24 protein-coding genes are annotated in these 23,074 nt (G+C 42.5%); 12 read left to right on the forward strand and 12 right to left on the reverse strand.

Annotated elements, in window-relative coordinates; genetic code table 11:
* Positions 1 to 386: T9SS type A sorting domain-containing protein (locus tag QZT69_RS07245; protein WP_294672373.1), on the forward strand; the 386-nt coding region annotated here is incomplete at its 5' end.
* Between the two features lie 29 nt (positions 387 to 415).
* On the opposite strand, the gene QZT69_RS07250 is transcribed toward QZT69_RS07245, so the two are convergent.
* The 6 genes from QZT69_RS07250 to QZT69_RS07275 all read right to left on the reverse strand — a co-directional run bounded on the left by QZT69_RS07250 (position 416) and on the right by QZT69_RS07275 (position 4,609).
* Positions 416 to 622 carry a hypothetical protein gene (locus QZT69_RS07250; RefSeq protein ID WP_294672375.1) on the reverse strand — a complete coding sequence of 69 codons (207 nt, stop codon included), beginning with the start codon at positions 620 to 622 and terminating at the stop codon, positions 416 to 418.
* Positions 619 to 1,182, reverse strand: a complete 564-nt coding sequence (locus QZT69_RS07255; RefSeq protein WP_294672378.1) for a sigma-70 family RNA polymerase sigma factor — start codon at positions 1,180 to 1,182, stop codon at positions 619 to 621. The genes QZT69_RS07250 and QZT69_RS07255 overlap by 4 nt, the downstream gene beginning before the upstream one ends.
* Before the next feature lie 115 nt (positions 1,183 to 1,297).
* Positions 1,298 to 1,990: a DNA alkylation repair protein gene (locus QZT69_RS07260; protein WP_294672381.1), complete on the reverse strand. Its 693-nt coding sequence runs from the start codon at positions 1,988 to 1,990 to the stop codon at positions 1,298 to 1,300.
* A 3-nt stretch (positions 1,991 to 1,993) separates the two neighbouring features.
* Entirely contained in the window at positions 1,994 to 2,620 is a 627-nt protein-coding gene (locus QZT69_RS07265) for a carbonic anhydrase (RefSeq protein ID WP_294672384.1), read from the reverse strand.
* Positions 2,617 to 4,128: a SulP family inorganic anion transporter gene (locus tag QZT69_RS07270; RefSeq protein WP_294672386.1), complete on the reverse strand. Its 1,512-nt coding sequence runs from the start codon at positions 4,126 to 4,128 to the stop codon at positions 2,617 to 2,619. Before QZT69_RS07270 ends, QZT69_RS07265 begins: the two co-directional genes overlap by 4 nt.
* A 46-nt stretch (positions 4,129 to 4,174) precedes the next feature.
* A complete protein-coding gene (locus tag QZT69_RS07275; protein ID WP_294672388.1) occupies positions 4,175 to 4,609 on the reverse strand; it encodes a hypothetical protein in 435 nt (144 codons plus the stop codon).
* Between the two features lie 174 nt (positions 4,610 to 4,783).
* Between QZT69_RS07275 and QZT69_RS07280 the strand changes: the two genes are divergently transcribed.
* The 10 genes from QZT69_RS07280 (at position 4,784) to QZT69_RS07325 (ending at position 13,421) form a co-directional block, all read left to right on the forward strand.
* Positions 4,784 to 5,350, forward strand: a complete 567-nt coding sequence (locus QZT69_RS07280) for a 5-formyltetrahydrofolate cyclo-ligase (protein ID WP_294672389.1) — start codon at positions 4,784 to 4,786, stop codon at positions 5,348 to 5,350.
* A gap of 93 nt (positions 5,351 to 5,443) precedes the next feature.
* Positions 5,444 to 6,004 (forward strand): hypothetical protein, encoded by a 561-nt coding sequence (locus QZT69_RS07285; RefSeq protein ID WP_294672392.1) that lies wholly within the window; start codon positions 5,444 to 5,446, stop codon positions 6,002 to 6,004.
* A 2-nt stretch (positions 6,005 to 6,006) separates the two neighbouring features.
* Positions 6,007 to 7,104, forward strand: a complete 1,098-nt coding sequence (locus QZT69_RS07290) for an ATP-binding protein (RefSeq protein WP_294672394.1) — start codon at positions 6,007 to 6,009, stop codon at positions 7,102 to 7,104.
* Positions 7,101 to 8,435 (forward strand): sigma-54 dependent transcriptional regulator, encoded by a 1,335-nt coding sequence (locus QZT69_RS07295; RefSeq protein WP_294672397.1) that lies wholly within the window; start codon positions 7,101 to 7,103, stop codon positions 8,433 to 8,435. Before QZT69_RS07290 ends, QZT69_RS07295 begins: the two co-directional genes overlap by 4 nt.
* Positions 8,436 to 8,609: 174 nt before the next feature.
* Positions 8,610 to 8,873 carry a hypothetical protein gene (locus QZT69_RS07300; RefSeq protein WP_294672401.1) on the forward strand — a complete coding sequence of 88 codons (264 nt, stop codon included), beginning with the start codon at positions 8,610 to 8,612 and terminating at the stop codon, positions 8,871 to 8,873.
* Positions 8,874 to 8,881: 8 nt separating this feature from the next.
* Entirely contained in the window at positions 8,882 to 10,159 is a 1,278-nt protein-coding gene (locus QZT69_RS07305) for a Glu/Leu/Phe/Val dehydrogenase (RefSeq protein ID WP_294672404.1), read from the forward strand.
* Between the two features lie 15 nt (positions 10,160 to 10,174).
* Positions 10,175 to 11,302 carry an NAD(P) transhydrogenase subunit alpha gene (locus QZT69_RS07310; RefSeq protein WP_294672407.1) on the forward strand — a complete coding sequence of 376 codons (1,128 nt, stop codon included), beginning with the start codon at positions 10,175 to 10,177 and terminating at the stop codon, positions 11,300 to 11,302.
* Complete coding sequence (locus QZT69_RS07315) at positions 11,296 to 11,595, forward strand: NAD(P) transhydrogenase subunit alpha (RefSeq protein WP_294672409.1); 300 nt, start codon at positions 11,296 to 11,298, stop codon at positions 11,593 to 11,595. Before QZT69_RS07310 ends, QZT69_RS07315 begins: the two co-directional genes overlap by 7 nt.
* 25 nt (positions 11,596 to 11,620) lie before the next feature.
* Positions 11,621 to 13,024, forward strand: a complete 1,404-nt coding sequence (locus QZT69_RS07320; RefSeq protein WP_294672410.1) for an NAD(P)(+) transhydrogenase (Re/Si-specific) subunit beta — start codon at positions 11,621 to 11,623, stop codon at positions 13,022 to 13,024.
* Between the two features lies 1 nt (position 13,025).
* Positions 13,026 to 13,421, forward strand: a complete 396-nt coding sequence (locus QZT69_RS07325; RefSeq protein WP_294672412.1) for a GreA/GreB family elongation factor — start codon at positions 13,026 to 13,028, stop codon at positions 13,419 to 13,421.
* Between the two features lie 169 nt (positions 13,422 to 13,590).
* Here the strand turns inward: QZT69_RS07325 and QZT69_RS07330 are convergent, their stop codons facing one another.
* The 3 genes from QZT69_RS07330 to QZT69_RS07340 all read right to left on the reverse strand — a co-directional run bounded on the left by QZT69_RS07330 (position 13,591) and on the right by QZT69_RS07340 (position 18,014).
* Complete coding sequence (locus QZT69_RS07330; RefSeq protein WP_367242013.1) at positions 13,591 to 15,486, reverse strand: cellulose synthase family protein; 1,896 nt, start codon at positions 15,484 to 15,486, stop codon at positions 13,591 to 13,593.
* 157 nt (positions 15,487 to 15,643) lie between these two features.
* Entirely contained in the window at positions 15,644 to 16,831 is a 1,188-nt protein-coding gene (gene kbl, locus QZT69_RS07335) for a glycine C-acetyltransferase (RefSeq protein WP_294672415.1), read from the reverse strand.
* A gap of 160 nt (positions 16,832 to 16,991) precedes the next feature.
* A complete protein-coding gene (locus QZT69_RS07340; RefSeq protein ID WP_294672418.1) occupies positions 16,992 to 18,014 on the reverse strand; it encodes a radical SAM/SPASM domain-containing protein in 1,023 nt (340 codons plus the stop codon).
* A gap of 104 nt (positions 18,015 to 18,118) precedes the next feature.
* Between QZT69_RS07340 and QZT69_RS07345 the strand changes: the two genes are divergently transcribed.
* Positions 18,119 to 20,518, forward strand: a complete 2,400-nt coding sequence (locus QZT69_RS07345) for a DUF5686 family protein (protein WP_294672421.1) — start codon at positions 18,119 to 18,121, stop codon at positions 20,516 to 20,518.
* Here the strand turns inward: QZT69_RS07345 and QZT69_RS07350 are convergent.
* From QZT69_RS07350 to ygiD, 3 genes are read right to left on the reverse strand one after another with little or no spacing between them, the layout of a single operon-like run.
* Positions 20,515 to 21,312: a sulfite exporter TauE/SafE family protein gene (locus QZT69_RS07350; protein WP_294672423.1), complete on the reverse strand. Its 798-nt coding sequence runs from the start codon at positions 21,310 to 21,312 to the stop codon at positions 20,515 to 20,517. The genes QZT69_RS07345 and QZT69_RS07350 overlap by 4 nt on opposite strands.
* A 12-nt stretch (positions 21,313 to 21,324) precedes the next feature.
* The gene (gene murI / locus QZT69_RS07355) at positions 21,325 to 22,152 is read right to left on the reverse strand and encodes a glutamate racemase (RefSeq protein ID WP_294672427.1); all 828 of its coding nucleotides are present in this window, start codon (positions 22,150 to 22,152) and stop codon (positions 21,325 to 21,327) included.
* Between the two features lie 27 nt (positions 22,153 to 22,179).
* Positions 22,180 to 23,058 (reverse strand): 4,5-DOPA dioxygenase extradiol, encoded by an 879-nt coding sequence (ygiD, locus tag QZT69_RS07360; RefSeq protein ID WP_294672429.1) that lies wholly within the window; start codon positions 23,056 to 23,058, stop codon positions 22,180 to 22,182.
* Positions 23,059 to 23,074: the final 16 nt, after the last annotated feature.

Genomic DNA, 23,074 nt, shown 5'->3' on the forward strand with positions numbered 1-23,074 from the left:
GACCGATGTATTCCTGGTCAATGGATGATTTGCAGACAACAACAGCTAGCAGAGACGTATTGGCATCGGCATTGGATTTGATCAATGTGGTACCAAACCCATACTATGCATTCTCAGAGTATGAGCGGAATAAAGTGGACAAGCGCGTTAAGTTTGTGAATCTGCCGGAAGTATGCACGATTACGATTTATACCATGTCGGGGAAAATGGTCAACCAATTTAAGAAAGACAATGATATGACCTTTATGGATTGGACCTTGTCAAACCAGGCTGGAATTCCTGTTGCTTCCGGGGTGTACCTGGTTCATGTTGATGTTCCGGGAGTAGGAGAGCGGGTGTTGAAGTCATTTGTGGCAATGAGGCAATTGGATATTGAAGGATTTTAATAAGTTACCGCCTGAGGGAGAGAGGTGTTCTAGGACTCCAGGAATACCAGCAAGAACATTAATCCGATGATCAGCAGGAGTAAAAAGAGCTTCGGATCTTTATACAGCGGACGCTTGGGACGTTTTGCCAAACGCTCGTATTTATGAGAAAGCGAGGTAAAATCCTTGTAACGTACCATTTGTTCCTTGGTAGGTTCTTGTGATTTCTCGTTCGATATTCTTTGAAATTTTCTCATGATTCGCGTTTCCAATTTGTATTGATCTTTTCCAGTAAGCGATAAATCCTCATTTTCGCATTTGCTTCACTAATTTGGTAGATATCAGCAATTTCTTTGAAACTAAGCTCCTGGAAAAATCGTAATTCGATTAAATCTGCCTGAGTTTCATCTAAGTTATTGATAATTTCGATCAATTGATCCAAATCTGCTTGTTGAACCGAGCCTTCTCCGCTTTCTTCCAAAATGGAGTAGAGCTGGCGGTCCGTTATCTCTACGGAATAGTTCTTCTTTTCAGCCCGGAAGAACATGTTAACCTCGTTTTGAGCAATCCGGTAAAGCCACGCACTGAACGGAAGTCCGCGGTCTTCGTATTTGCCGATGTTTGCCATCGCTTTTATAAAACACTGCTGAACCAAATCTCCGGCTGCTTCTTCATTTCCTCCCAGTCTTTTGAAAATGAAACGAAAGATCTGCTCGAAATACCGCTCATACAGCGGGCCAAAATGCCGGTGGTCCTTCTGAGCAAGCTCAATTTGCCGGGATTCATCCAATACAGTATGTGTTTTCTTTTTAAACAAAGCCGTGGGTTTTCAGAGGTAATGTCTCATTTTGGAAAAGTAACAAACTAATCTATTAATTATCAATTATCAAGAAGGAAAGTTCCTTGATAATTGAAACATTCATAATTGATAATTAATCCAGGTATTTACTCGCCTCGCGCAAAGCCAATCCCTTGATAGGATTATTCCCGAGTATTCGTGTTACTTCTTGCGGGTTGTATTTCGAAAGCTGCCTTAAAGACCAGCCGATGGCTTTTTGAATGAAAAACTCCTGATTGCTGTTCATCTGCCGGATGAGGTCTTCCAGGTAAACCGAATCAACCTTGTCTTTGTACTTCAATTGGTAAATCAGGCAAGAGCGTTGCAGCCAGAAGGATTCATGATAACGCCATTTTTCAAAGGTTTCACGCGCTTTTTCCGGAAATAACAAGGCCCATTTTCCCAAATAGTTGGAAGCAATGGAATCGACACTATCCCACCAGGATTTGTTGTTGAGTAACCATTCCAATTCCAGGGCATCGTCTTCCGAATAGAACTTCTTAGGCATGGAATTCAGCAGGTCGATAGCGGTATGTTGGTAATCGCGCTCTTCTTTTTCCCAAAGAGCGCGAATGATTAACCATTTTTCCCGATAACTGTCGGGATTTTTGTCTTCAATTATTTTGAGTGAATCAATCCAGCTTTTCTGAGCAGCTCTCCGAATCTCGGTTTTCATTCCGATAAATGGAAACTGATCTCTCAAATAAGCACTGGCAGTCTGAGCACGTTTTGCATTCCTGAAAGGTTCAAAAAGTTCTTCCAGCTGGAGGATTGTCTCTTCTATCATTGCTTAGAACTGGTAAAACTGGAAAACCGGCTTTAGATCAGTTGCGCTGTTGATCGTTGTTTTCATATCTCGTAACAACCCGTCTTTCAGACTGTATACCAGCGCATGGATTTCCAACGGATTTCCTTGCTGCCATTCTTCCTGGATGAAAGAGATCTTTGCCATGTTCACGGACTGCTGGATAGCATTCAATTCTACCAAACGGTCTGTTCTTTCCTCCATATCAGAGATTGCTTCCAATTCAGCCTGGTTTTTTAGGTAGACATTTTTGATGCTTACCAGCCAATTGTCAAGGAATCCGAAACTGTTATTGCTCATAGCTGCAGCAACACCGCCGCAACCGTAGTGGCCTACGACCATAATGTGCCTTACTTTCAGGTATTTTACAGCATAGTAAACTACGCTCAATAAGTTCATGTCCGAGTTAATTACCTGGTTTGCAATGTTGCGCTGAACGAAAATACTTCCCGGAGGCAGGTTCACGATTTCATTTGCCGGAACGCGGCTATCGGAACAACCTATCCATAAATATTCGGGTTTTTGGCCTTGTGATAAATGATCAAAAAAAGAGGGGTCTTTTGCCAATGTATCTTCTACCCATTTCTTGTTTCCTTCAAAGATGTCTTTCATATTGTTTCTATTGGTGTTAATATTTCAATTTCAATGTTTTTGTCTTTCGCCCTTATTTTGAAATCTTCTATCGATTCCATGATATCATGGGCAAGGTGTTTTACGTCCCGCTGGTCAATCGTAACTTTTACGTTATTCGGGATGTTGGTCAATGTTTTTAGTAGTGATGCCTTGTTTAGGAAGGTCATATGTTCCGTTAATCGAATGGTGTAGTTTTCTCCATCTTTTTCCAAGTAATGAGACAGTTTAAAATTATGGTATAAAATTACAAGGAATGAAACAATTAAACCACATAAAACGCCCACTAATAAGTTAGTGAAAATGATACATCCGATTGTTACGATAAAAGGGATGAACTGCAGCCATCCCTGCTTGTAAACGGTTTTGAAAACCGAAGGTTTTGCCAGTTTAAATCCTACCATAATCAATATGGCAGCCAATGATGCATACGGAATATACCCGAAAAGGAACGGTACAAGCAATACCGATAATACAATAAGGCTACCGTGCGTAATAGCTGCCAGTTTATTGGTACCGCCCGAATTTACATTTGCAGATGTTCTCACCACAACCTGTGTCACCGGGAGTCCACCGATTGCTCCTGAAAGTACATTTCCGATTCCCTGGGCAATTAATTCCCGGTTTACCGGTGTAACGCGTTTTTTAGGGTCCAGCTTGTCCGAAGCATCTACACTTAATAAAGATTCCAGACTCGCAACTACTGCTATCGTAAATGCAATAACATAGATTCGCGTATCTGCAAGATGAGTGAAATCGGGGAAAGTAAAAAACTCTTTTATGGGTTTTCCTGCAATTCCAAGATCTACCCGGTGCTGGATCTCAATAGCCCAACTGCTGCCATCCAGGGAAACAGTAGCAATGATTCCGATCAATACAACAATTAATGGCCCGGGAACGAATTTCAGAAATGTTTTCTGAATCATTTTTTTATCCCAAAGGATAAGTATCAGAATGGATACTACACAAACAATGAGGGCAGATGGAGTTACATAGCCTAAACTGTGGTATAGTTCGGAAAACGTGTTCTCACCATCCGCTTGTAAGAAGGATTCATCACCTTCATAGTCTTTATCATAGCCCAGTGCGTGCGGCCATTGTTTAAATATGATCTGCAAACCGATTGCAACCAGCATTCCTTTCACCACCACGTTTGGGAAGTAGTAAGAAAGATAACCGGCTTTAACGATCCCGAAAATTATTTGCAGCACTCCGGCGATAACTACAGCACTGAGGAATATCGAAAAGGAACCAAGGTCGAGAATGGCCGGGGCTACAATTGTTACCAAACCAGCAGCCGGACCCGAAACCCCGATAGATGAACCGGAAATAGCACCAACTACAAGTCCGCCTATAATCCCGGCAATTAATCCTGCAAACGGATTGGCACCGGAGGCCAATGCAATACCAAGGCAAAGCGGTACCGCAACTAAAAATACGACCAAACCTGCAGGAATATCCTGCTTCCAGGTCTTGAATAAATTTTTCATGAAAAATGGATAATGAATAAACTAATGCATCACGTTAGCTGAATGATTATCCGATTTCGGGAGGGTTATCCAAAGGGACTTTTTCCGAACCGTTGGTTTTGTCCCTGAGTATTGAAAAAGAGCTTTTCTGCAATAGATTAAAATCGATTTCGAAACTTGAAAGAGAAGTGTTTTCTGCCAGATGGAGTTCTTCTTCCAGGAGATTAATTCCACGTTTACTGCTTCCATTATTGTTCTCATCCGTGTCCGAATCACGTTCTTCACTGTCATCATCTTCTTCGGAAGCCAGGCTGACAGCCTGTTTTTCTTCCATAAAGGTCCATATGAGATTTCCCACCAGGTTACTGCTTAGTGACAAAAAACAAATGAGAGAAAATAAACGCAATCTTTTATACACAGTGTAAATATACTTACTTAAGAAAGCATCTGCCAAAGCTTCCTGGTTTTTTTTGTTAAAAAACACTTGAGACATAAATTTCATGCACTTTTGTTTAATTACTGTCTTTCAACTAATTTAGCCGAAAATACTTGAATTGTTGAACCGGATTTTATTCCTTCAACCAATTGATAACTAGCAGTCACAAATTAAGGATACGAACTTTCTACCGAAAAGTAATCCGTTTTCGGAATTAAGCATTGGTCCAAAAGAGTAGGTATGACAAAAGCAGATTTGCGTCAAAAGTATAAAGAGCTGAGGCTTCAACTTTCTCCCGGCGAGATAGAAAGGCTTTCCGAGACAATTGTTGAGCAAACGTTGACTCATTTTCAGCTTTCTGAAAAAATGATTTCTTTGTTTCTTCCTATTGAAAGACAACGGGAAGTAAACACTTATTTGCTTCTTGAAAGAGCACTGGGAATCGGTGCTTCCGTAGCCATTCCGAAGACCAATTTCGAAAGTATGGAAATGCGTCATTACCTGTTTGAATCTACTGACCAGCTGGAAGTGAACCAGAAAGGAATTCCCGAACCCAAGAAAGGAAAGGTTATTGCCGCAGACCGGTTCGATATCGTATTTGTTCCGCTTTTGGCAGCAGATGTAAAAGGAAACCGGGTTGGTTACGGCAAAGGGTTTTACGATCGTTTCCTGCGTAAATGTGCACCGAACTGTGTTTTCATCGGACTGCATTACTTCGATCCGGAATCAAAAATAGAAGATGTACTTCCTACAGATATCCGCCTCAATGCCCTGGTAACACCTACAAAGGTCATTCGGTTTGATTGAATTTCCACACTATTAATACTAATTGATTGGCATTGAGTTGAATTATTCGCTTTTTTGGTAACAAATTTGTTATTCATTGCGTTTAATTTGATCGTGAAATACTGCATCCTCATTTTGCTGCTTCTTTTTTCGTTTTCGTTTTCGAAAGTCGAACAGCCTTCCTATCGGATCGTTTTTGGTGCACGTATTTCTATCGGAGCAAATTCAAGTGTTGTTAGCTTTGTAGCTATGAGGTATTCCAATGACGGCATTCTCCGGGCAAAAAGAGTTTTCACCAGCAAGGATGAATTCATCAAAGTCTTAAGCGGATATTGGCCCAGCCCGTTCAATCCCGGGAAAATCGATTATTTCAGGCAAAATAAGATTATCGGAGGTGTTTTTGTCAATGATACCATTCGCGCGGAGATCGCTTATTGTCCTGCACTGGACAGTCTTTGGAAGATCCGTTTTTCAGACTGGCCGTATCATGGAAAGAATGAGGCGGGGTGGAGCCTTGGCAGGATAAGACCAAGTTTGAAGCAGGAAGAATACCTGGCAAAACGCTACAACATCAGGCAGCTGGATTTTGATTATATCGTGGATACCTGTTTTTGGAAATTGCTTTACGATGTAACAGATTCTACCTGGATTGAAAATTATAAGTTTATTCAGTGAATATGGGAAATTCTGAAAGTGAAATTCTGGCAGAACGCTTGAAAGAGTTGAGCTGCTTGTATGATATTGCAAAAATAACACTTGATTCTACGAAAGACTTCGATCAGGTGCTTGATGAAATCGTTCACAGAATTCCGAAAGCATGGAAACACGAAACAGCTGCAATTTGCCACATCCAGGTCCGCACGCACTGGTACAAATCGGCTGAAGAACCCCATAAACATGTTTTCCAGGAACAAATTATCCGGATTGGTGATCTGGGAAATGGCCGCATCCGGATTTATTATCCGGCGCCCCCATTTACGGAAAAAGATTTTTTGGAAGAAGAATACAGGTTGCTGGAGAAACTGGCCATGGATCTTTCGCTGTATATTCAGCACCATGAGATTAAATCCAGAGAGTTAAGATACCTCGAAAGTTTAAGGCATCATGACCGCTTAAAAGTACTTGGAGAAATTACGGCAGGAATTGCCCATGAACTGAATACGCCTCTTGGAAGTATTTTAGGATTTTCGCAGTTGATTATTGATGATTCGAAGGACCCTGCAACGCTGTCAGATGCGCAGAAAATTGTACACGCTGCACTTCACGCCAGGGAAGTGGTGAAAAAGCTGATGTATTTTTCCTGCGAATTACCTCAACGGTTGGAATCTGTCTCGTTCAATGAGGTAATCAGGGAAACGATTTTACTGATCAAACCTTCCCTGGAAGGGAAGAAAATCGTGTTGGAAACCCATTTGTCCAATGATCCGATCATTATCCAATTGGATCCCGTTCAAATCACCCAGGTGGTTTTTAACTTAATTAATAATGGATTGCACGCTTCTCCGGAAAATGGAAAAATTATCATTGAAACTCAGGATAAAGGTGATAGTGCCGAGTTGATCGTCCAGGATTTCGGAACAGGTATGCATGAAGAAACGATCGCCCAGATTTTTGAACCCTTTTTCACAACGAAAGAACTTGGAGATGGAATGGGATTGGGATTGAGTGTGGTGCATGGGATCATCAAATCACATAAAGGAAGTATTTTTGTTAAATCGAAAATAAACGAAGGAACACAGTTTCGAATAGTGTTGCCTAAAAAACAAGAGGGATGAAGGGGGAAAGTGTTTTGGTAGTGGACGATTCGCTGGAAATGTTGGAATTGCTTCAGCGCCAGTTGAAAGGAATGGACATGGTTACTTTTAGAGCAAGCAATGTTCCGGATGCGATCGAAGTACTAAAACATACTTCCCTTGACCTATTAATTACCGATTTGCAGATGCCGGAAATAAACGGGATGCAATTGGTTCAGTATGTGAAAGAACATTATCCCGAATTACCGGTATTGGTTGTGACGGGGTATCCCTCGATTTCAGGCGCAGTGGAAGCGGTAAAATCCGGAGTAATCGATTACCTGGTAAAACCGTTTACACAACTGGAGCTTAGTCAATCCGTTGAAAATTGTTTGAAGAAGAACAGGAAGAAGCATCGGGAATCGACCGGGGATAAGCAATTGGATAATCCGAGTCCTTTTGCCGTTTTGGGAATGATCGGTCGTTCGGATGCTATGAAGAAACTGGCGGATATGATCCAGTTGATAAAGAACAATTCGGCAACTGTGCTCATTGAGGGTGAAAGCGGAACGGGGAAGGAGCTGGTAGCTCGTGCAATTCATTACAGTGGACATCGTTCCAAAGCACCGTTTATCAGTGTGAACTGCGGAGCAATCCCGGAGAATTTGTTAGAAAGTGAGCTTTTTGGTTTTTTGAAGGGATCTTTCACAGGTGCAATGGACAATCGGGTGGGATTTTTCCAGGCTGCAAACCAGGGAACTATTTTCCTGGATGAGATTGGAAACGCTTCCCACAATGTCCAGACGCGTTTACTGCGCGTGCTCCAGGAAAAGGAAATTACCATGATAGGCTCTTCAAAGGCCGAAAAAATAGATGTACGCATCATTGCAGCCACGAATGCCGGTTTGCAGCAAATGGTGAAGCAGGGAACATTCCGGGAAGATTTGTATTACCGACTGAATGTGGTGAATATCGAAATGCCCTCGCTCCGTGAACGCAAGGAAGATATTCCTTTGCTGGTCCATTTTTTCTTGCGTAAACATGGTTCCGAATTAAGCAGTATGCCTAAAATTACCGACGAAGCGATTGATATCCTGCAGCGCCACTCCTGGCCCGGAAATGTACGTGAGTTGGAGAACATCGTGCAACGTTCCCTCATTATGGGAAGGGGAACAATCGATGTGAAAGATTTACCGGAATATTTAAAAGTTCCGATGCCGGCATATTCTGAGAAATCACCTTCGTTCAAAACACTGAAAGAACAGGAGCGCGAGTACATTTTAAAAGTGCTTGACGCGGTTGGTCAAAATAAAACCAGAGCAGCCGAAATCTTGGGCATTGACCGAAAAACACTTGGTCAGAAGATCAAATAATACCGGGTAATTTTTACGCGGTGGGTAATTTTTACTCAATTTCAGGACCAGGCATTATACTTAAATTTACCGATCAATTCGTTTATAATCAATTAGTTGAATTGATTATAATTTTCTATGCCAACCCTTGGCACACTTTCTGAAAAAGGCTTTCCAACGATTTAAATATGAAAGATGAATCGATTTGGAAAAGGGATCTGTGAATCCTGTCATTTTGCTAAAAATTGTACGCTTTACTCTGCTGATGAAGTTACCTGGGAATGCTCTGAGTATGAATCCATGGTTGTGTTCTCGGCAGCTCGTACACTTTTTTTAACCCCTAGTAATGAAGCTGTTTCAGATAAGAAAGTATCGCTTTGTGAGTTTTGTTCACTGAAGAGCGATTGCTGTTACTATTCTCCGGAAATCTTCATTTTTAATTGTGAAAATGTTCAATAACTGATAATATGATAACCAAGGAACAACAAGTACCGAAGATGATCGATAGCGTTCATCAACAATTTGATAAAGCAGCGGATATCATGGATTTGAATCCGGATATTCGCAAAATTCTGGCACAAACGAATAACGAAATAGTTGTTCACTTCCCGGTGCGCCTCGATAATGGTTCTGTAGAAGTATTCACAGGATACCGTGTACAGCACAACAATGCACTGGGTCCGTACAAAGGCGGATTGCGCTATCATCCCGCTATTGAACTGGATGATGCCAAAGCTTTGGCTATCTGGATGACCTGGAAAACGTCTTTAGCAGGTCTGCCTTATGGTGGTGGCAAGGGAGGAATTCAACTCGATCCTTCTAAGTATTCCATGAGTGAGTTGGAGCGTATTACGCGTCGTTTTACACATGCTTTAGGTGATAATATCGGGCCAGAGTATGATATCCCGGCGCCGGATGTCAATACCAATGCTCAGATCATGGCATGGATTGCAGATACGTACATGTCTACGAAACAACCGAATGAGCGTTCCAAATATTCACATGTAGTTACAGGCAAACCGGTAAATTCGGGAGGACTAAGAGGAAGAGACCGCGCAACAGGTTACGGAGTCGTTGTTACCCTGAAAGCTTGGGCCGAATGGAGAAAAACGACACTTAAGGGAAAAAAATACATTGTCCAGGGATTTGGAAACGTGGGACAATGGGCTTCTGTTTTCATGCACGATAATGGGGCAATTTTAACAGCTGTACAAGATGCTTCCGGTTCGATCTTCAATGAGAACGGAATAGATCCCACAGATTTATTGCTTTACATGAAAGCAAATAACGGGGTGATCGCTAATTACCCAAAAGCGGTTCCACTGACTCATGATGATTTCTTTGCAGTGGATTGTGATGTCTGTATTCCAGCAGCTTTAGGCAACCAAATCACGGAACAAAATGCTGCCGGGATAAAGGCAAAAGTGATTGCTGAAGGAGCAAATGGTCCGACAACACCTGAGGGGGAATCTATTCTTCGTGAAAAAGGAGTAGACATTATTCCGGATATCTTGTGTAATTCCGGGGGAGTGATCGGAAGTTATTTCGAATGGCTTCAGAACAGAAGCGGAGAAATCTGGGAATTTGAAGATGTTATCACCCGTTTGGAAAAGAAGATACTTGATTCATTCAGCCGGGTGGTTGGAACTTCGGAAGCTTATCAGACAGATCTCCGCACAGCTGCGTACATTGAGGCAATTAAGCGAATCGAGTTAACCTATAATGATCGCGGGGTATTCCCGTGATCCTAATCGAAGAATATGAAATTAGGAATTCTAAAAGAACACACGCAAGAGACAAGGGTAAGTCTAGTCCCGGCGGTTGTTCAGCGTTTAATAAAGGAATTGTCTTTTGAAGTTTACTTCGAAAGCGGAGTTGGTAAGAAAGCGGGGTTTTCAGATGCCGATTACATGAATGCGGGTGCCGCTTTAATGGATCGGAAAGATATCTTGGAATTACTTGACATAATAACAATCATCAATTCATTTGATGCCCCCTTTCAGCCAAATTCTAAAAAAATGGTTGTCTCTGTACTCAACCCCCTGTTCCGCACAAAGGAGCTTGAGAAATTCAGGAACCCGAATTTAACGGTATTCAGCCTGGACATGGTTCCCAGAAGTACCAAGGCCCAGGCAATGGACGTATTGTCTTCCATGGCTTCGATTTCGGGATACAAAGCGGTGATCAAGGCTGCTGAGTTGTATGGTTCTGTTTTTCCGATGTTCACGACTGCTGCCGGAACTATACGACCGGTTAAAGTGTTGATTATCGGAGCGGGAGTTGCAGGCTTGCAGGCAATTGCAACTGCAAAACGTTTGGGAGCGGTTGTCAATGTGTTTGATGTGAGGAGCTCCGCAAAAGAAGAAGTACAAAGTTTGGGAGCAAATTTCATTGAAGTAGCCGGTGCGAGTGAAAATCTGAATGCCGGAGGATATGCTATTGAACAGTCGGAAGATTATTTGGAAAAGCAGCGTGCTTTAATCGATCAATATGTTTCTGATGCCGGGATTGTTATTTCAACTGCAAATATTCCCGGGAAAAGAGCGCCTTTACTGATTGAAAGATCCAGCGTGGAAAAAATGAAAGCGGGTGCTGTTATCATCGATTTGGCCTCAGAACAAGGGGGGAATTGTGAATTGACGATCGATCAAAAAATGATTGGCCATCAGGGAGTGATGATTGTTGGGAATTCGTATTTGTCCAGGGAATTACCGGAAACAGCATCTCAATTGCTGGCAACGAATTATTTCAATTTCCTGAAGCATTATACGCAACTGGATGCCATTTCCAGGACCGAGGACCCGATCATTACAGCAAGTATGCTTGTCCAGAACGGGGAAATGGTCAACGAACGTTTATTATCACTTCTTAAAGACACGGTATGTTAGATTTTATTTCAGGAGGACAGGCTCCCATTTACTTTATCCTTTTATGTATTTTCCTGGGGATTGAAATTATTTCAAATGTCCCTGCAATTTTACACACTCCCCTGATGTCAGGAGCGAATGCGATTCATGGGGTCATTCTGGCCGGGGCCATTATTACGATGTACCACGTACCTTCGGATGATTATCTGAATCTCACGCTGGGTTTTCTTGCCGTTCTATTGGGAACCCTGAATATTTCAGGAGGTTTCTTCGTAACGGGCAGAATCCTGTCCATGTTCTCAAAAAAGAAATAACTCATTTACATTCAAACAAACAATTATGACAATTTTACTGGAAGTAAGTTACTTTCTGGCGATGATCTCATTCATCATAGGACTTAAGTTCTTAAGTTCACCTCAACGCGCAAAACTCGGAAATATAATTGCCGGTTCGGGAATGACCCTGGCCATTGTGGTTACGGTTATTCATACTTTTTTCGGTGGTCCTGTAACCATTAACCTGATACTGATCATTGTTGCCATTTTACTGGGAACGATCCTTGGAAAGCGGATGTCCGATAAAGCCGAGATGACCAAAATGCCGCAATTGGTTTCTTATTTCAATGCAATGGGTGGAGGGTGTGCATTGTTGCTTGGAATTATTGAAGGACAGCAGTTGTATTATGGACATCAGGTAGACCGCGTTGCAGAAGTAGTATTAATGACGGCCATGATGATCGGTGCCACTTCATTTTCGGGAAGCGTGATAGCTTACCTGAAATTATCCGGTAAGCAGAAAGATATTCGGACACCTTTTGTCTCGATTGCATCCCGTTTATTGTTGGTCGCTATGATTGCAGTTCCGTTTTTGGTTTCTTACCAGCTACTGCAGTTGAATTTGATACAGGAAATTATTTTGTTAGGTTCCCTGGCAACACTATATGGAGTGGTATTTGTATTCCCGATAGGAGGAGCAGATATGCCGGTGGTGATTTCATTGTTGAACTCACTGACAGGCGTTGCAACGGCTTTAGCTGGAATTATGTTCCATAATTTATTGATGATCTCGGGAGGTATTTTTGTGGGGTCGGCAGGTGTGTTATTAACCTTGCTGATGTGCAAAGCCATGAACCGTTCGCTTTGGAATGTACTGGCAGGAAGCTTCAAAAATGCGGTAATCGGTAATAACACAAGCGGTGCGGAAATGGAAATTACGAGGACTTCCATCGGTGAACTGGCTACCAATCTTGCTTTTTCATCCAAAGTGGCGATTATCCCGGGTTACGGTCTGGCGGTTGCCCAGGCTCAGCATCTTTGCACTCAGTTAGAACAGCTCCTGGAATCCAAGGGAATAGAGGTGGATTACATCATTCACCCTGTTGCAGGGCGTATGCCCGGTCACATGAATGTTCTGCTGGCTGAGGCAGATGTTCATTACGATAAATTGCGCGAAATGGATGAGGTAAATGATAACATGTCATCTTACGATATTTCTATTGTTATCGGTGCAAATGACGTTGTAAATCCTGCGGCCGAGACCGATTCTTCCAGCCCGATATTCGGAATGCCGATCATTAAGGCTTACAATTCAAAGCAGGTGGTGGTGATTAAACGTGGAATGAGCAAAGGTTATGCGGGAGTAGAAAACAGCTTATTCGGTGAAGATAACTGTCATTTACTTTTTGCGGATGCAAAAGAGGCGCTTTCCGGGGTAATCGGGGAGTTAAAAACAGTGAATTTTTAACATGAAATATTCAGGAATAATTTTAGATAAAAGGGAATATGAAATCATTAAAGCGTTGATTCATCCTATTGCTGAATCTGCGAATCTGATGAACAGTTGTATTTTTAGATTAAAAGAAGAGCTCAAAACGGCAGAAATCATCGAAAATCCCGACTCTTTCCCGAAAGATGTGATTCGCTTAAACAGTATTGTAGATGTAGGAACCCCATTTGGGGTAATGAAAATTCAATTGGTTTTACCGGAACATTCAAACTCCGAGCAAAAACGCATTTCCATCCTGACCCCCATGGGTTCAGCGTTAATCGGTTATGCGGAAAAGGATAAGATTATGTGGGACTTCCCGAATGGAACACATGAAGTGGAAATTTTGAAAGTAGTTCACTCTCAGTTTAGGTAGTTGTTGAAAAAGAGAAGGAGAACTCTCGATTTATGAATAGCGTTCAATCAACAACAAACAGAAAACCCTGATCCTGGCTTAGCCTAGACCAGGGTTTTTTAGTTATATTCTTTTCAAACAAAGGCGACTTCGATTTTTTTTGTCCTCTTTGAACCTTTTTATTTTCTTCTTATGCCCCCCGTCTCAATTCTTTCAGTGAATTAAAGAATACAATCCCGTATCCTACAGTCAGCATCAGATGGAAAGGAACCATTCCCAAATCTCCGTAGATGGCTCTGTTTACAACGGTAAACCCGAAAACACACATCAGGATTCCTTCACCGATTGTGATCAAAGAAATGCTTTTCTTATCGTATTTGTTTCCTTTGAATTCGTTTTTCTTGCTGACGTTGAACTTAGGAGTTCGAACAAATGAACTTTTGATTCCCATGAATCCTTCCAGAACAGCAATCGTATTTGCCAGGGAAAGTCCAAGTGATACTGTCAGGAATAAGAAGAAACGCCCTAAGAAACGGAAGAATGAAGTGAATTTGTTATCCGTTTTGTCGCGGTAAGCCAACCAGTAATAATACATCAGGAAAACGGTGCTTAAGATGAATACGGAACCGTATTGGATCACATAATTCAAATCGGAGAAGCTGTCCTTGATCTGCAGTACAACCAAGCTCAATAGTGACATGATCAAAATGAACATGAATACCGATGAGTTGAATAAGTGTGCCATCCCGTGAACACGATCGGAAAGCCTTACGTTCTTAAAAGTCAGGATCGTTTTCCACATTTTCACGAAACATTCTGCTCCACCTTTCATCCAGCGGTGCTGTTGCGCTTTTAATGCCGACATGGTAATCGGTAATTCAGCCGGAGCAACGACATCTTCCAAATACTTGAATTTCCATCCGCGAAGCTGAGCACGGTAACTCAAATCCAAATCTTCTGTCAGGGTATCGTGTTCCCACCCGCCTGCACTTTCGATACACTTTTTGCGCCAAATACCACCGGTACCGTTAAAGTTGATGAAATGTCCTGCTGCATTACGACCTCCCTGCTCTGCAGCAAAGTGTCCGTTCAGACCGAATGCCTGTAATTCTGTTAGTAAGGAATAATTTTTATTTAAATGTCCCCAGCGTGTCTGAACCACTCCGATATTGTCATCTGTCTCAAAATACGGCATGGTACGCTGCAACCAATCACTTTCCGGAACGAAATCCGCATCGAAGATCGCAATAAACTCGCCCTGTACTTTGTTCATTGCAGAATCCAAGGCTCCTGCTTTGTACCCTGTTCGGTCTACACGGTGAATGTGTTCGATACGAACACCACGAGCAGCCACTTCAGCTACTTTTTTGGCAATCAGGTCTTTGGTTTCATCGGTTGAATCGTCCAGTACCTGGATATCGAATTTGTCTCTTGGGTAATCAAATGCCGCTGCAGCCTCAATAATTCTGTCCGCAACATACATTTCGTTGTACATCGGTAATTGTACCGTAACGGTTAAAGCAGTATCGGGGTTGTAAACCGGCTTGACTTCCTGTGATTTGCGCTTTTTACTTTTAGCGTATGCGATTGATAAGGAAAGCTGTAGTAAAGAGTAGATGAATACTAAAACCAAACATCCGCCATAGATCACTAAAACTGCTTTGGCTGTGAAATGCGACCAGTAATTTTCTTTCCCGTTCCAGGTTCCCCAGTCGAACATCCAGGTAACTTTTGTAGAAGTTTTGAATGGGTTTTTCCGGTCCATTTTGTATTCATTGGTATGATCATTGTCAATTTTGATCGTGAATACTTCCTGTTTGTATTTTTTATTGGAAACGGATAGTTCAAAAACAGTTGTATCTGTATTTGATAACAATTCAACAGCCTTGAATAAGAACTTACCGTCCTCATCCGTGATGGATTGATAGGTTTTACCTGTTTTTTTGTTTACCAATTGGACCGGAACTTCTTCTGAAGGACCTTTTGTTCTGTAATCCTGGTAATATCCGGATACATCCCGTTTGATTTGCCCAAAGGCAGAAAGCGTAAATACCGCGCAAAATAAAACAAGTAAAGACCTTGTCATAGATTCTCTTTGTTAATTGTTCAACCACTAATGCTGAATGCATTAGATTTTTAGCGCACAAAGATAGTTTTTATTCCATTGAACCGATGGTTTTTTTTTATACACGTAGGGGCGCGATCAATCGCGCCCCTACGTGTATGTTTTTATGGGAATATTATTAGATCACTTTCAATTCTTTTCCAACTTTTATAAAAGCTGCGATTGCCTTATCCAAGTCAGCGATGCTGTGTGCTGCTGAGATTTGTGTCCGGATACGAGCTGCTCCTTTTGCAACTACTGGGTAGAAAAAACCGATTGCGTAAACGCCTTCCTGCAGTAATTTATCTGCAAACTGCTGAGACAATGCCGCATCATATAACATGATCGGAACGATCGGTGAATCACCCGGCTTGATGTCAAACCCTGCCGCGATGATTTTTTCCTTAAAGTATTTCGTGTTCGACTCTAATTTGTCGCGCAACTCTGTAGTTGAACTTAAAATATCAAATACTGCGTTAGATGCTCCTACGATGGAAGGTGCCAATGAGTTGGAGAATAAATAAGGTCTTGAACGCTGGCGAAGCATTTCGATGATCTCTTTTTTTCCGGTTGTGTAACCACCCATTGCACCACCAAGGGCTTTACCCAAAGTTCCGGTGATAATGTCTACACGATCCTGGCAGTTGTGGTATTCCGGAACTCCACGGCCTGTTTTCCCGATAAATCCTGCACTGTGGCATTCGTCCGTCATGACCAAAGCATCGTATTTATCGGCCAAATCACAGATTTCGTTCATTTTGGCAATGTCGCCGTCCATAGAGAAAACGCCGTCTGTTACGATGATTCTGTGGCGCTGTGCCTGTGCTTTTTTCAACTGCTCTTCCAAATCAGCCATGTCGGAATGCTTATAGCGGTATCGCTGTGCTTTGCATAAACGGATTCCGTCGATGATAGAAGCGTGGTTCAACTCATCTGAAATGATGGCGTCTTCTTCTCCGAATAAGGGTTCGAAAACTCCGCCGTTTGCGTCAAAAGCAGCAGCATACAAAATGGTGTCTTCCGTACCGTAGAACTTTGCAATTTTTGCCTCCAGTTCTTTGTGAATATCCTGTGTTCCACAGATAAAACGAACAGATGACATACCGAATCCATGTGTATCCAAAGCGTCTTTTGCAGCCTGGATAACGGAAGGATGAGAGGAAAGTCCAAGATAATTGTTTGCACACATGATGACTACTTCGTCACCCGAACTTACATGTACTTTTGCTCCCTGTGGAGAAGTAATGATGCGTTCTTTCTTAAATATTCCACCTTCCTTAATTGCATTCAATTCTTCGGAAAGGTAATCTTTCATTTTTCCGTACATGGCTTTTATTTATGTTTTCGCAAATATAGTTGAAAGTGGGTTAAGAAATTGGAGAAACGTATGTCAATGTGGTGGAAATTATCAATGAAAGAATGATCAATTATCAAGAATAGAATTTGTTTCCATCTTGATAATTATTCCATTGATAATTTATAATTGATTAATCGATCCATACTTTCGCGCCTTCAGAGCAGTTTGTACAAATCTCAATAGAGTTGCGGTCCTGCAGCACCGAGTTCCGAAATGAACGGTAAGCCTCGCTTTTCCAAATACTTTCAAAAGATTGTTCCTGCAGGCTTCCCAGGGTGTGATGTGCGTCTTTATCGAAACAACATGGAACCACTCGTCCATCCCAAGTCAAAACGCTTGATGACCACATGCGCCAGCAGCTGTTTCCGCCTTTGTACTTAAAACGGTAAGTTCCGTCTTTCTGCTTCACATATCGCGAATAAGCTTCGTTATTGGGAATCAGTTCGTTTCCGTGTTCGTAATCGTAAACCTGGGCGGTTTTAAAACGCACCTCGTCAATTCCGATAGCTGTTGCTAATTCCTGTACTTCCGTAATTTGGTGTTCGTTGGCTTTTACAACCAGGAATTGAAAGATCAAATGTGGTGTGGAGCTCTGTGCTTCTTTTTTAGCCCGGACCAAAGCTTTGGAACCGGCAATAACTTTGTCCAGGTTTCCATGTATGCGGTAGGATTCATAAGTTTCCTGCGTCAGGCCGTCAATGGAAATGATTAAACGGTCGAGGCCCGAGGCTACAATTTCTTTTGCTTTTTTCTCATCAATGAAATGTGCATTGGTAGAAGTTGCCGTATAGATCTTTTTGCGCTTTGCTTCTTTGATCAACTCTAAAAATTGCGGATGCAGGAAAGGTTCTCCCTGGAAATAGTAATTAATGTAGAAAACAGAACCGGAAACCTGTGAAAGCCAGTTTTGGTGCTGGTAAAGATCTATTTTCCCCGTTGGACGGCTGAATGCTTTCAAACCACTTGGACAAGCCGGACACCCCAGGTTGCAGGCAGTTGTCGGTTCTATGCTTAATGCAAAAGGCTTTCCCCAATTTTTTTGGATTTTGAATAAACGGGCCATTCCATAGGATAAACGAAGCATAGCAATGTTCCAAACTCGCTGAATGTTAATGTGTTTGATAATATTTCGCTGATCTATAAAAGTGCTCATCCTTCTTTACGAAATTACGGAAGTCCGGTGAAACTTCTTGTTTTTTTTGAATGACTGTAACTTTTTTTGATTTAGTTTGTCTTACCGATAAGACAATTACTATCATGAAATATATTTTACTTAGCTTATTTACTCTTCTTTTATCGCATTCATTTTTCGCACAGCAAATCCAGATCCGGGAAGAGGTTTCGCATACGGCTATTCCGTTTGTTAAAGTTTACCCGGAAGTTGGAAAGCCTTTTCTGGCCGATTTGGACGGAAGATTTACAAACCCGGCAGGAAACACACGGGTAACTTTGAAAATGACCAGTTTTCGCGATACGACGATTACTATCACCGGTGATATGATCGTATACATGACCGAACAGGCCAGTGAAATTGAGGAAGTAACCATTTTGCCGGGGGTGAATCCTGCGGAACGCATCATGGAACTGGCAATCGAAAACCGGAAGAAGAATCATCCCAAATCCGATCTTGCTTTTAAATACGATAGTTACAGCAAGTTTGTCGTTACGATCAACCAGGACGCTTTAGCGCAAATTTCTGATACTACTGCTGATACGAACTTATTGGATCTTCGGAAATTCTTTGACCAGCAGCACATTTTCTTATTGGAAAGTACTTCCACCAAATACTTTAAGCCGCCGTTTAAAGAAAAGGAGGTTATCAGTGCGTACCGTGTTTCCGGTTTTACGGATCCTATGTTCTCTACCTTTGCAAATGAATTGCAGTCGTTCAATTTTTACGACAACCAATTCGATATCCTTGGGCGTTCATACCTGAACCCGCTTGCTCTGGGGTCGATCCGCCGGTATTTGTTTATCCTGGAAGACACCACTATCACTGCTCCGGGAGATACTACTTATACCATTCGTTTTCAGCCGAGAAGGGATAAGAATTTCGAAGGAATGAAAGGAAGGCTGTACATCAATACAAGAGGATTTGCAGTTGAGAAAGTGGATGCCGAACCTGCAGAAGATAAAGGAGGAATTAATCCGCGCATTATACAAGAGTATACACTGTTGGATGGTAAGAAATGGTTCCCCTATAAATTATCTACCGAGATAAAGGTTCCGGCTTTAACCATTAACTCAAAACTGAAGGATGGCTATCTCGTCGGAAAGGGGAATACGTATATTGACAAAGTGGTGCTCGATGCCGATCTGAAAGATCAGCGCTTCAATGCGGTCTTCGTGGAAACGGCCCGCGATGCGAATAAGAAGGACAGCACGCATTGGGATGAGAAACGAAAATACGATCTGGACAACAAGGATTTGAGAACCTACGAGGTGATTGACAGCGTTTCGCAGGAAGAAAACCTGGAAGGAAAACTAAAAACACTTCAATCACTGATGCAGGGTAAAATTCCATTGGGATATTTCCAGGCTGATATCTTGAGATTGGTAAACTTCAGGGATTATGAAGGTTTCCGTTTGGGAATCGGGCTTGAAACCAGTGATAAGCTGTCGGACCGTTTTCGTGTTGGAGGTTATTTTGCTTATGGATTTAAGGATAAAATGTGGAAATACGGAGGTTACGGAAAAGTGACCCTGGTTCCGAAATATTTCCTCGATTTTGAGGCGCGTTACCAGCAGGACATCATTGAGCGAGGTGGTGTGGGTATGAACTCGGAACCGGTTGTTACCAGGCTGAATTCATTTTACCGCGATGTTTATATCCGCCAGATGGATAAACAACGAATCGGGGAGATCGCATTCACGGGTTATGTTTTCCCGCGTATGAAGTTCCGTCTTTCCGGTTCTTATCAGCGCATTGAATTTACCGAGGGTTACCAGTACCAATGGACGAAACCTGAAATGGGCACGATAGACCATTACGATATAGCGGAAAGTTCCCTGGAATTGACCTGGGCGATCCGTGATAAAGTTGTTTCATTGGGAACGAAGCGGGTTTCTCTCGGCTCAAAATGGCCGATATTGACCATGAAAGTGACGAAAAGTCTTCCGGGTGTTACAGCTGCTAAAATCGATTATACTCGTGTTACTGCGGGCGTTCAGCAAATTGTGCCGGTGCGTGCAGTCGGTAAATTCACCTATGTTTTAATGGGAACAGTGGTAGATGGGGATTCACCTTTGCTGTTACAACAAGTTGGACAGGGTACCGGGGGAATGTGGAAAATATCTGCAGCAAATACCTTCGAAACCATGATGGCATCCACGTATTATTCTCCGCAAATGGCCGCTTTATTCACGCGTTTTGATTTCAAAGCAATCAAAACAGGCAAGAAATGGACCGCTCCGCAATTTGCAGTTCACCACGCAATCGGGTATGGAAGCAAGGATGATCAGAGCCGTCATTCGATTAGCTACAATTCGTTGGATAAAGGGTACGCTGAAACCGGATTACTTGCAAACAACGTACTTGTTCTGAACCGGATCGGATTTGGGATCGGTGGATTCTACCATTATGCAGGTGGAGTAATCTCACCGAAAGTGGAGGACAATATTATGGCTAAATTCAGTTTGAATATTCTCTTGTTCTAACGGATAGACAGAATTTCCATTACAAGGATCGTGATCCCGACTAAAAGTACAAATATGCCGAAGCCTTTTTTGAGCCTGGCGGACTGGATACGGTGATTCAATTTCAAGCCGATAATCAGACCTGCAGTAGCGATCAATGTAAAACCAAGGAGGATTACCCAATTTAACTTTAGATTGGGTGTGAAAAGCTCTGCAGTGAATCCGCTTAGGGAATTGATGGCAATAATGACGATGGAAGTGGCTATTGCATTTTTGATGGGAACCTTCATGAAAATGGAAAGGGAAGGAATAATCATGAATCCGCCGCCTGCTCCTACTAATCCGCTGATGAAACCAATGATAGCTCCGAAGATTACTAAAATAGCCGGCCTGTTCTTTTTTGTTCCGGGATGTTCTTTCTGACCTCTGATCATGGGAATAGATGCGAGTACCATGAGAATAGCGAACAGCAGCATGATAAATGTATTCTTCTCAAAACTAAGACTCCCCAGTTGAAATTTTTCCGGAATAGTCGGAACGATCAAAAGCCGCGTAATTGAAATACTGATTACGGCCGGAATACCGAACAATAACGTGTTTAAAGGATTAATCAGCTTGGATTTGAAATGCTGGATTGCTCCGAACAGGGAAGTTACCCCGACGATGAATAACGAATACACGGTTGCGTTTTGTGGTTCCATCCGGAAAAAAACAACCAAAATGGGCACTGCTAAAATAGAACCGCCTCCGCCCAGCGTTCCGATTACGAGCCCGACAAAAAGTGCTAAAAAATATCCGATTATTTCTAAAGTCAAGGAATTCCGGGTTTAATGTAAGGTTAAATGTTCTGCTTCTATTTGGTCATTCATCAAAAGCGAAGCCTTTTCACTAAAAGCTTTTGCATTTTCGGTCGTAAGATACCTTACAGTTCCCCCCTTCGAGCATTGGATTTCCATTTCAGGGTGTCGTTCCAGGTAATCGGCTAAGCTTTCCGCTACAATTTTCCCCTGGGCCAGGACTTCGATGTGGGTAGGAAGCAATCGCTGTAATTGTTCCTGCAAAATAGGGTAGTGCGTACAAGCTAAGAGGATCGTATCGATTTTCGGATCTTTTTCCATCAGCGATACCAGGTCGCTTTGAATGAAATAAATGCCTCCGGGAGTATCGAATTGATTGTTTTCGATCAAAGGGACCCACATGGGGCAGGAGTGCTGATTTACAACCAAATCCGGTGCAAACTTTGCCAATTCGATTTGATAACTGTTCGAACGAATGGTTCCGTCGGTTCCCAATACTCCGACATGTTTGGTTTTCGTGTGCTTGTCGAGTTCTTCCGTACTTGGACGAATAACACCCAATACGCGCCTGTCGGGGTACAATTCCGGAAGTTTGATCCGTTGGATGCTTCTTAGAGCTTTTGCCGAAGCGGTATTACATGCCAGGATTACCAATGAACAATCCCGGTCGAATAAAGCCTGAACCGCCTGCCAGGTGTATTGATAGATCACATCAAAGCTTCTCGACCCGTATGGAGCTCTGGCATTGTCTCCCAGGTAAAGGAAATCGTATTCGGGTAGTTTTTCTCTGATTTCTTTTAGAACGGTTAAACCTCCGTAACCGGAATCAAAAACACCAATTGGACCTTTCACTGACATGGTCCAAAAGTACACAACGTTTCTGTTTTACCCAAATCGAACGGAAGTCATATTCAGTGACCCGCCGACCAATTCGTTATTGAATATTGAAATCTCATCCCTGGTATCAGACAACCCTAAACTATAGATCATCGGGAAATAATGGTCCGGAGTCGGAATAGCCAGTTGGGCAAATTGTCCGAGTTTTTGGAAATCGATCAAAGCCTGGTGGTTCCGGTCCAGTATCAGTTTGTTGAATGTTTCATTTGCTTCAATTGCCCAGTCGTAACCGTAGTTTGCCGTATTTAATTTGTCCCAGGCAACCATGCGCAGGTTGTGTACCATATTTCCGCTTCCGATGATCAAGACTCCTTTCTTGCGAAGTTCTTTTAGCTCCGCTGCCAGTGCGTAGTGATACGCAGCCGGTTTGTTGTAGTCAATGGAAAGCTGAAGCACCGGAATATCGGCATTCGGGTACATGTGGCGGACAACCGTCCAGGTCCCGTGATCCAACCCCCATTCGTGATCCAGGTGAACCGTTGCACTTTTAACCATTTCTTTGGTCTGCTGTGCCCATTCCGGACTTCCCGGAGCCGGATATTGAACAGCAAACAGTTCATCCGGGAAACCGCCGAAATCGTGGATGGTCTGCGGATGCTCCATGGCTGTAATGTAAGTTCCATTCGTTAACCAGTGTGCAGAGATTACCAACACCATTTTCGGGTTGGGTAGATGTTCGACTTCTTTCTTCCATTGTTCGGAGAAATGATTGTTTTCTATTCCGTTCATAGGAGAACCATGGCCGATAAACAGGACCGGATACGTGTAATCCTCCTCATTTAATAATTTTCCCAGTGAAGCAACAGAAGTTAACCCGCCGAGTGCAGCAAATCCCAACATACCTTTTACAAATGATTGGCGTTTCATACCGCAAATATACGAT

Origin of the sequence: uncultured Fluviicola sp. (assembly GCF_902168135.1) — a bacterium.
In the GTDB taxonomy this organism is placed as follows: domain Bacteria; phylum Bacteroidota; class Bacteroidia; order Flavobacteriales_D; family Crocinitomicaceae; genus Fluviicola.

Coding starts and splice junctions, on each gene's coding strand:
- QZT69_RS07310 (WP_294672407.1), top strand. CDS start 10,175: ATGAAATTAGGAATTCTAAAAGAACACACGCAAGAGACAAGGGTAAGT.
- QZT69_RS07265 (WP_294672384.1), bottom strand. CDS start 2,620: ATGAAAGACATCTTTGAAGGAAACAAGAAATGGGTAGAAGATACATTG.
- QZT69_RS07270 (WP_294672386.1), bottom strand. CDS start 4,128: ATGAAAAATTTATTCAAGACCTGGAAGCAGGATATTCCTGCAGGTTTG.
- QZT69_RS07260 (WP_294672381.1), bottom strand. CDS start 1,990: ATGATAGAAGAGACAATCCTCCAGCTGGAAGAACTTTTTGAACCTTTC.
- QZT69_RS07290 (WP_294672394.1), top strand. CDS start 6,007: ATGGGAAATTCTGAAAGTGAAATTCTGGCAGAACGCTTGAAAGAGTTG.
- QZT69_RS07315 (WP_294672409.1), top strand. CDS start 11,296: ATGTTAGATTTTATTTCAGGAGGACAGGCTCCCATTTACTTTATCCTT.
- QZT69_RS07295 (WP_294672397.1), top strand. CDS start 7,101: ATGAAGGGGGAAAGTGTTTTGGTAGTGGACGATTCGCTGGAAATGTTG.
- QZT69_RS07340 (WP_294672418.1), bottom strand. CDS start 18,014: ATGAGCACTTTTATAGATCAGCGAAATATTATCAAACACATTAACATT.
- QZT69_RS07250 (WP_294672375.1), bottom strand. CDS start 622: ATGAGAAAATTTCAAAGAATATCGAACGAGAAATCACAAGAACCTACC.
- QZT69_RS07280 (WP_294672389.1), top strand. CDS start 4,784: ATGACAAAAGCAGATTTGCGTCAAAAGTATAAAGAGCTGAGGCTTCAA.
- QZT69_RS07345 (WP_294672421.1), top strand. CDS start 18,119: ATGAAATATATTTTACTTAGCTTATTTACTCTTCTTTTATCGCATTCA.
- QZT69_RS07275 (WP_294672388.1), bottom strand. CDS start 4,609: ATGAAATTTATGTCTCAAGTGTTTTTTAACAAAAAAAACCAGGAAGCT.
- QZT69_RS07320 (WP_294672410.1), top strand. CDS start 11,621: ATGACAATTTTACTGGAAGTAAGTTACTTTCTGGCGATGATCTCATTC.
- kbl (WP_294672415.1), bottom strand. CDS start 16,831: ATGTACGGAAAAATGAAAGATTACCTTTCCGAAGAATTGAATGCAATT.
- QZT69_RS07300 (WP_294672401.1), top strand. CDS start 8,610: ATGAATCGATTTGGAAAAGGGATCTGTGAATCCTGTCATTTTGCTAAA.
- QZT69_RS07325 (WP_294672412.1), top strand. CDS start 13,026: ATGAAATATTCAGGAATAATTTTAGATAAAAGGGAATATGAAATCATT.
- QZT69_RS07305 (WP_294672404.1), top strand. CDS start 8,882: ATGATAACCAAGGAACAACAAGTACCGAAGATGATCGATAGCGTTCAT.
- murI (WP_294672427.1), bottom strand. CDS start 22,152: ATGTCAGTGAAAGGTCCAATTGGTGTTTTTGATTCCGGTTACGGAGGT.
- QZT69_RS07330 (WP_367242013.1), bottom strand. CDS start 15,486: ATGACAAGGTCTTTACTTGTTTTATTTTGCGCGGTATTTACGCTTTCT.
- ygiD (WP_294672429.1), bottom strand. CDS start 23,058: ATGAAACGCCAATCATTTGTAAAAGGTATGTTGGGATTTGCTGCACTC.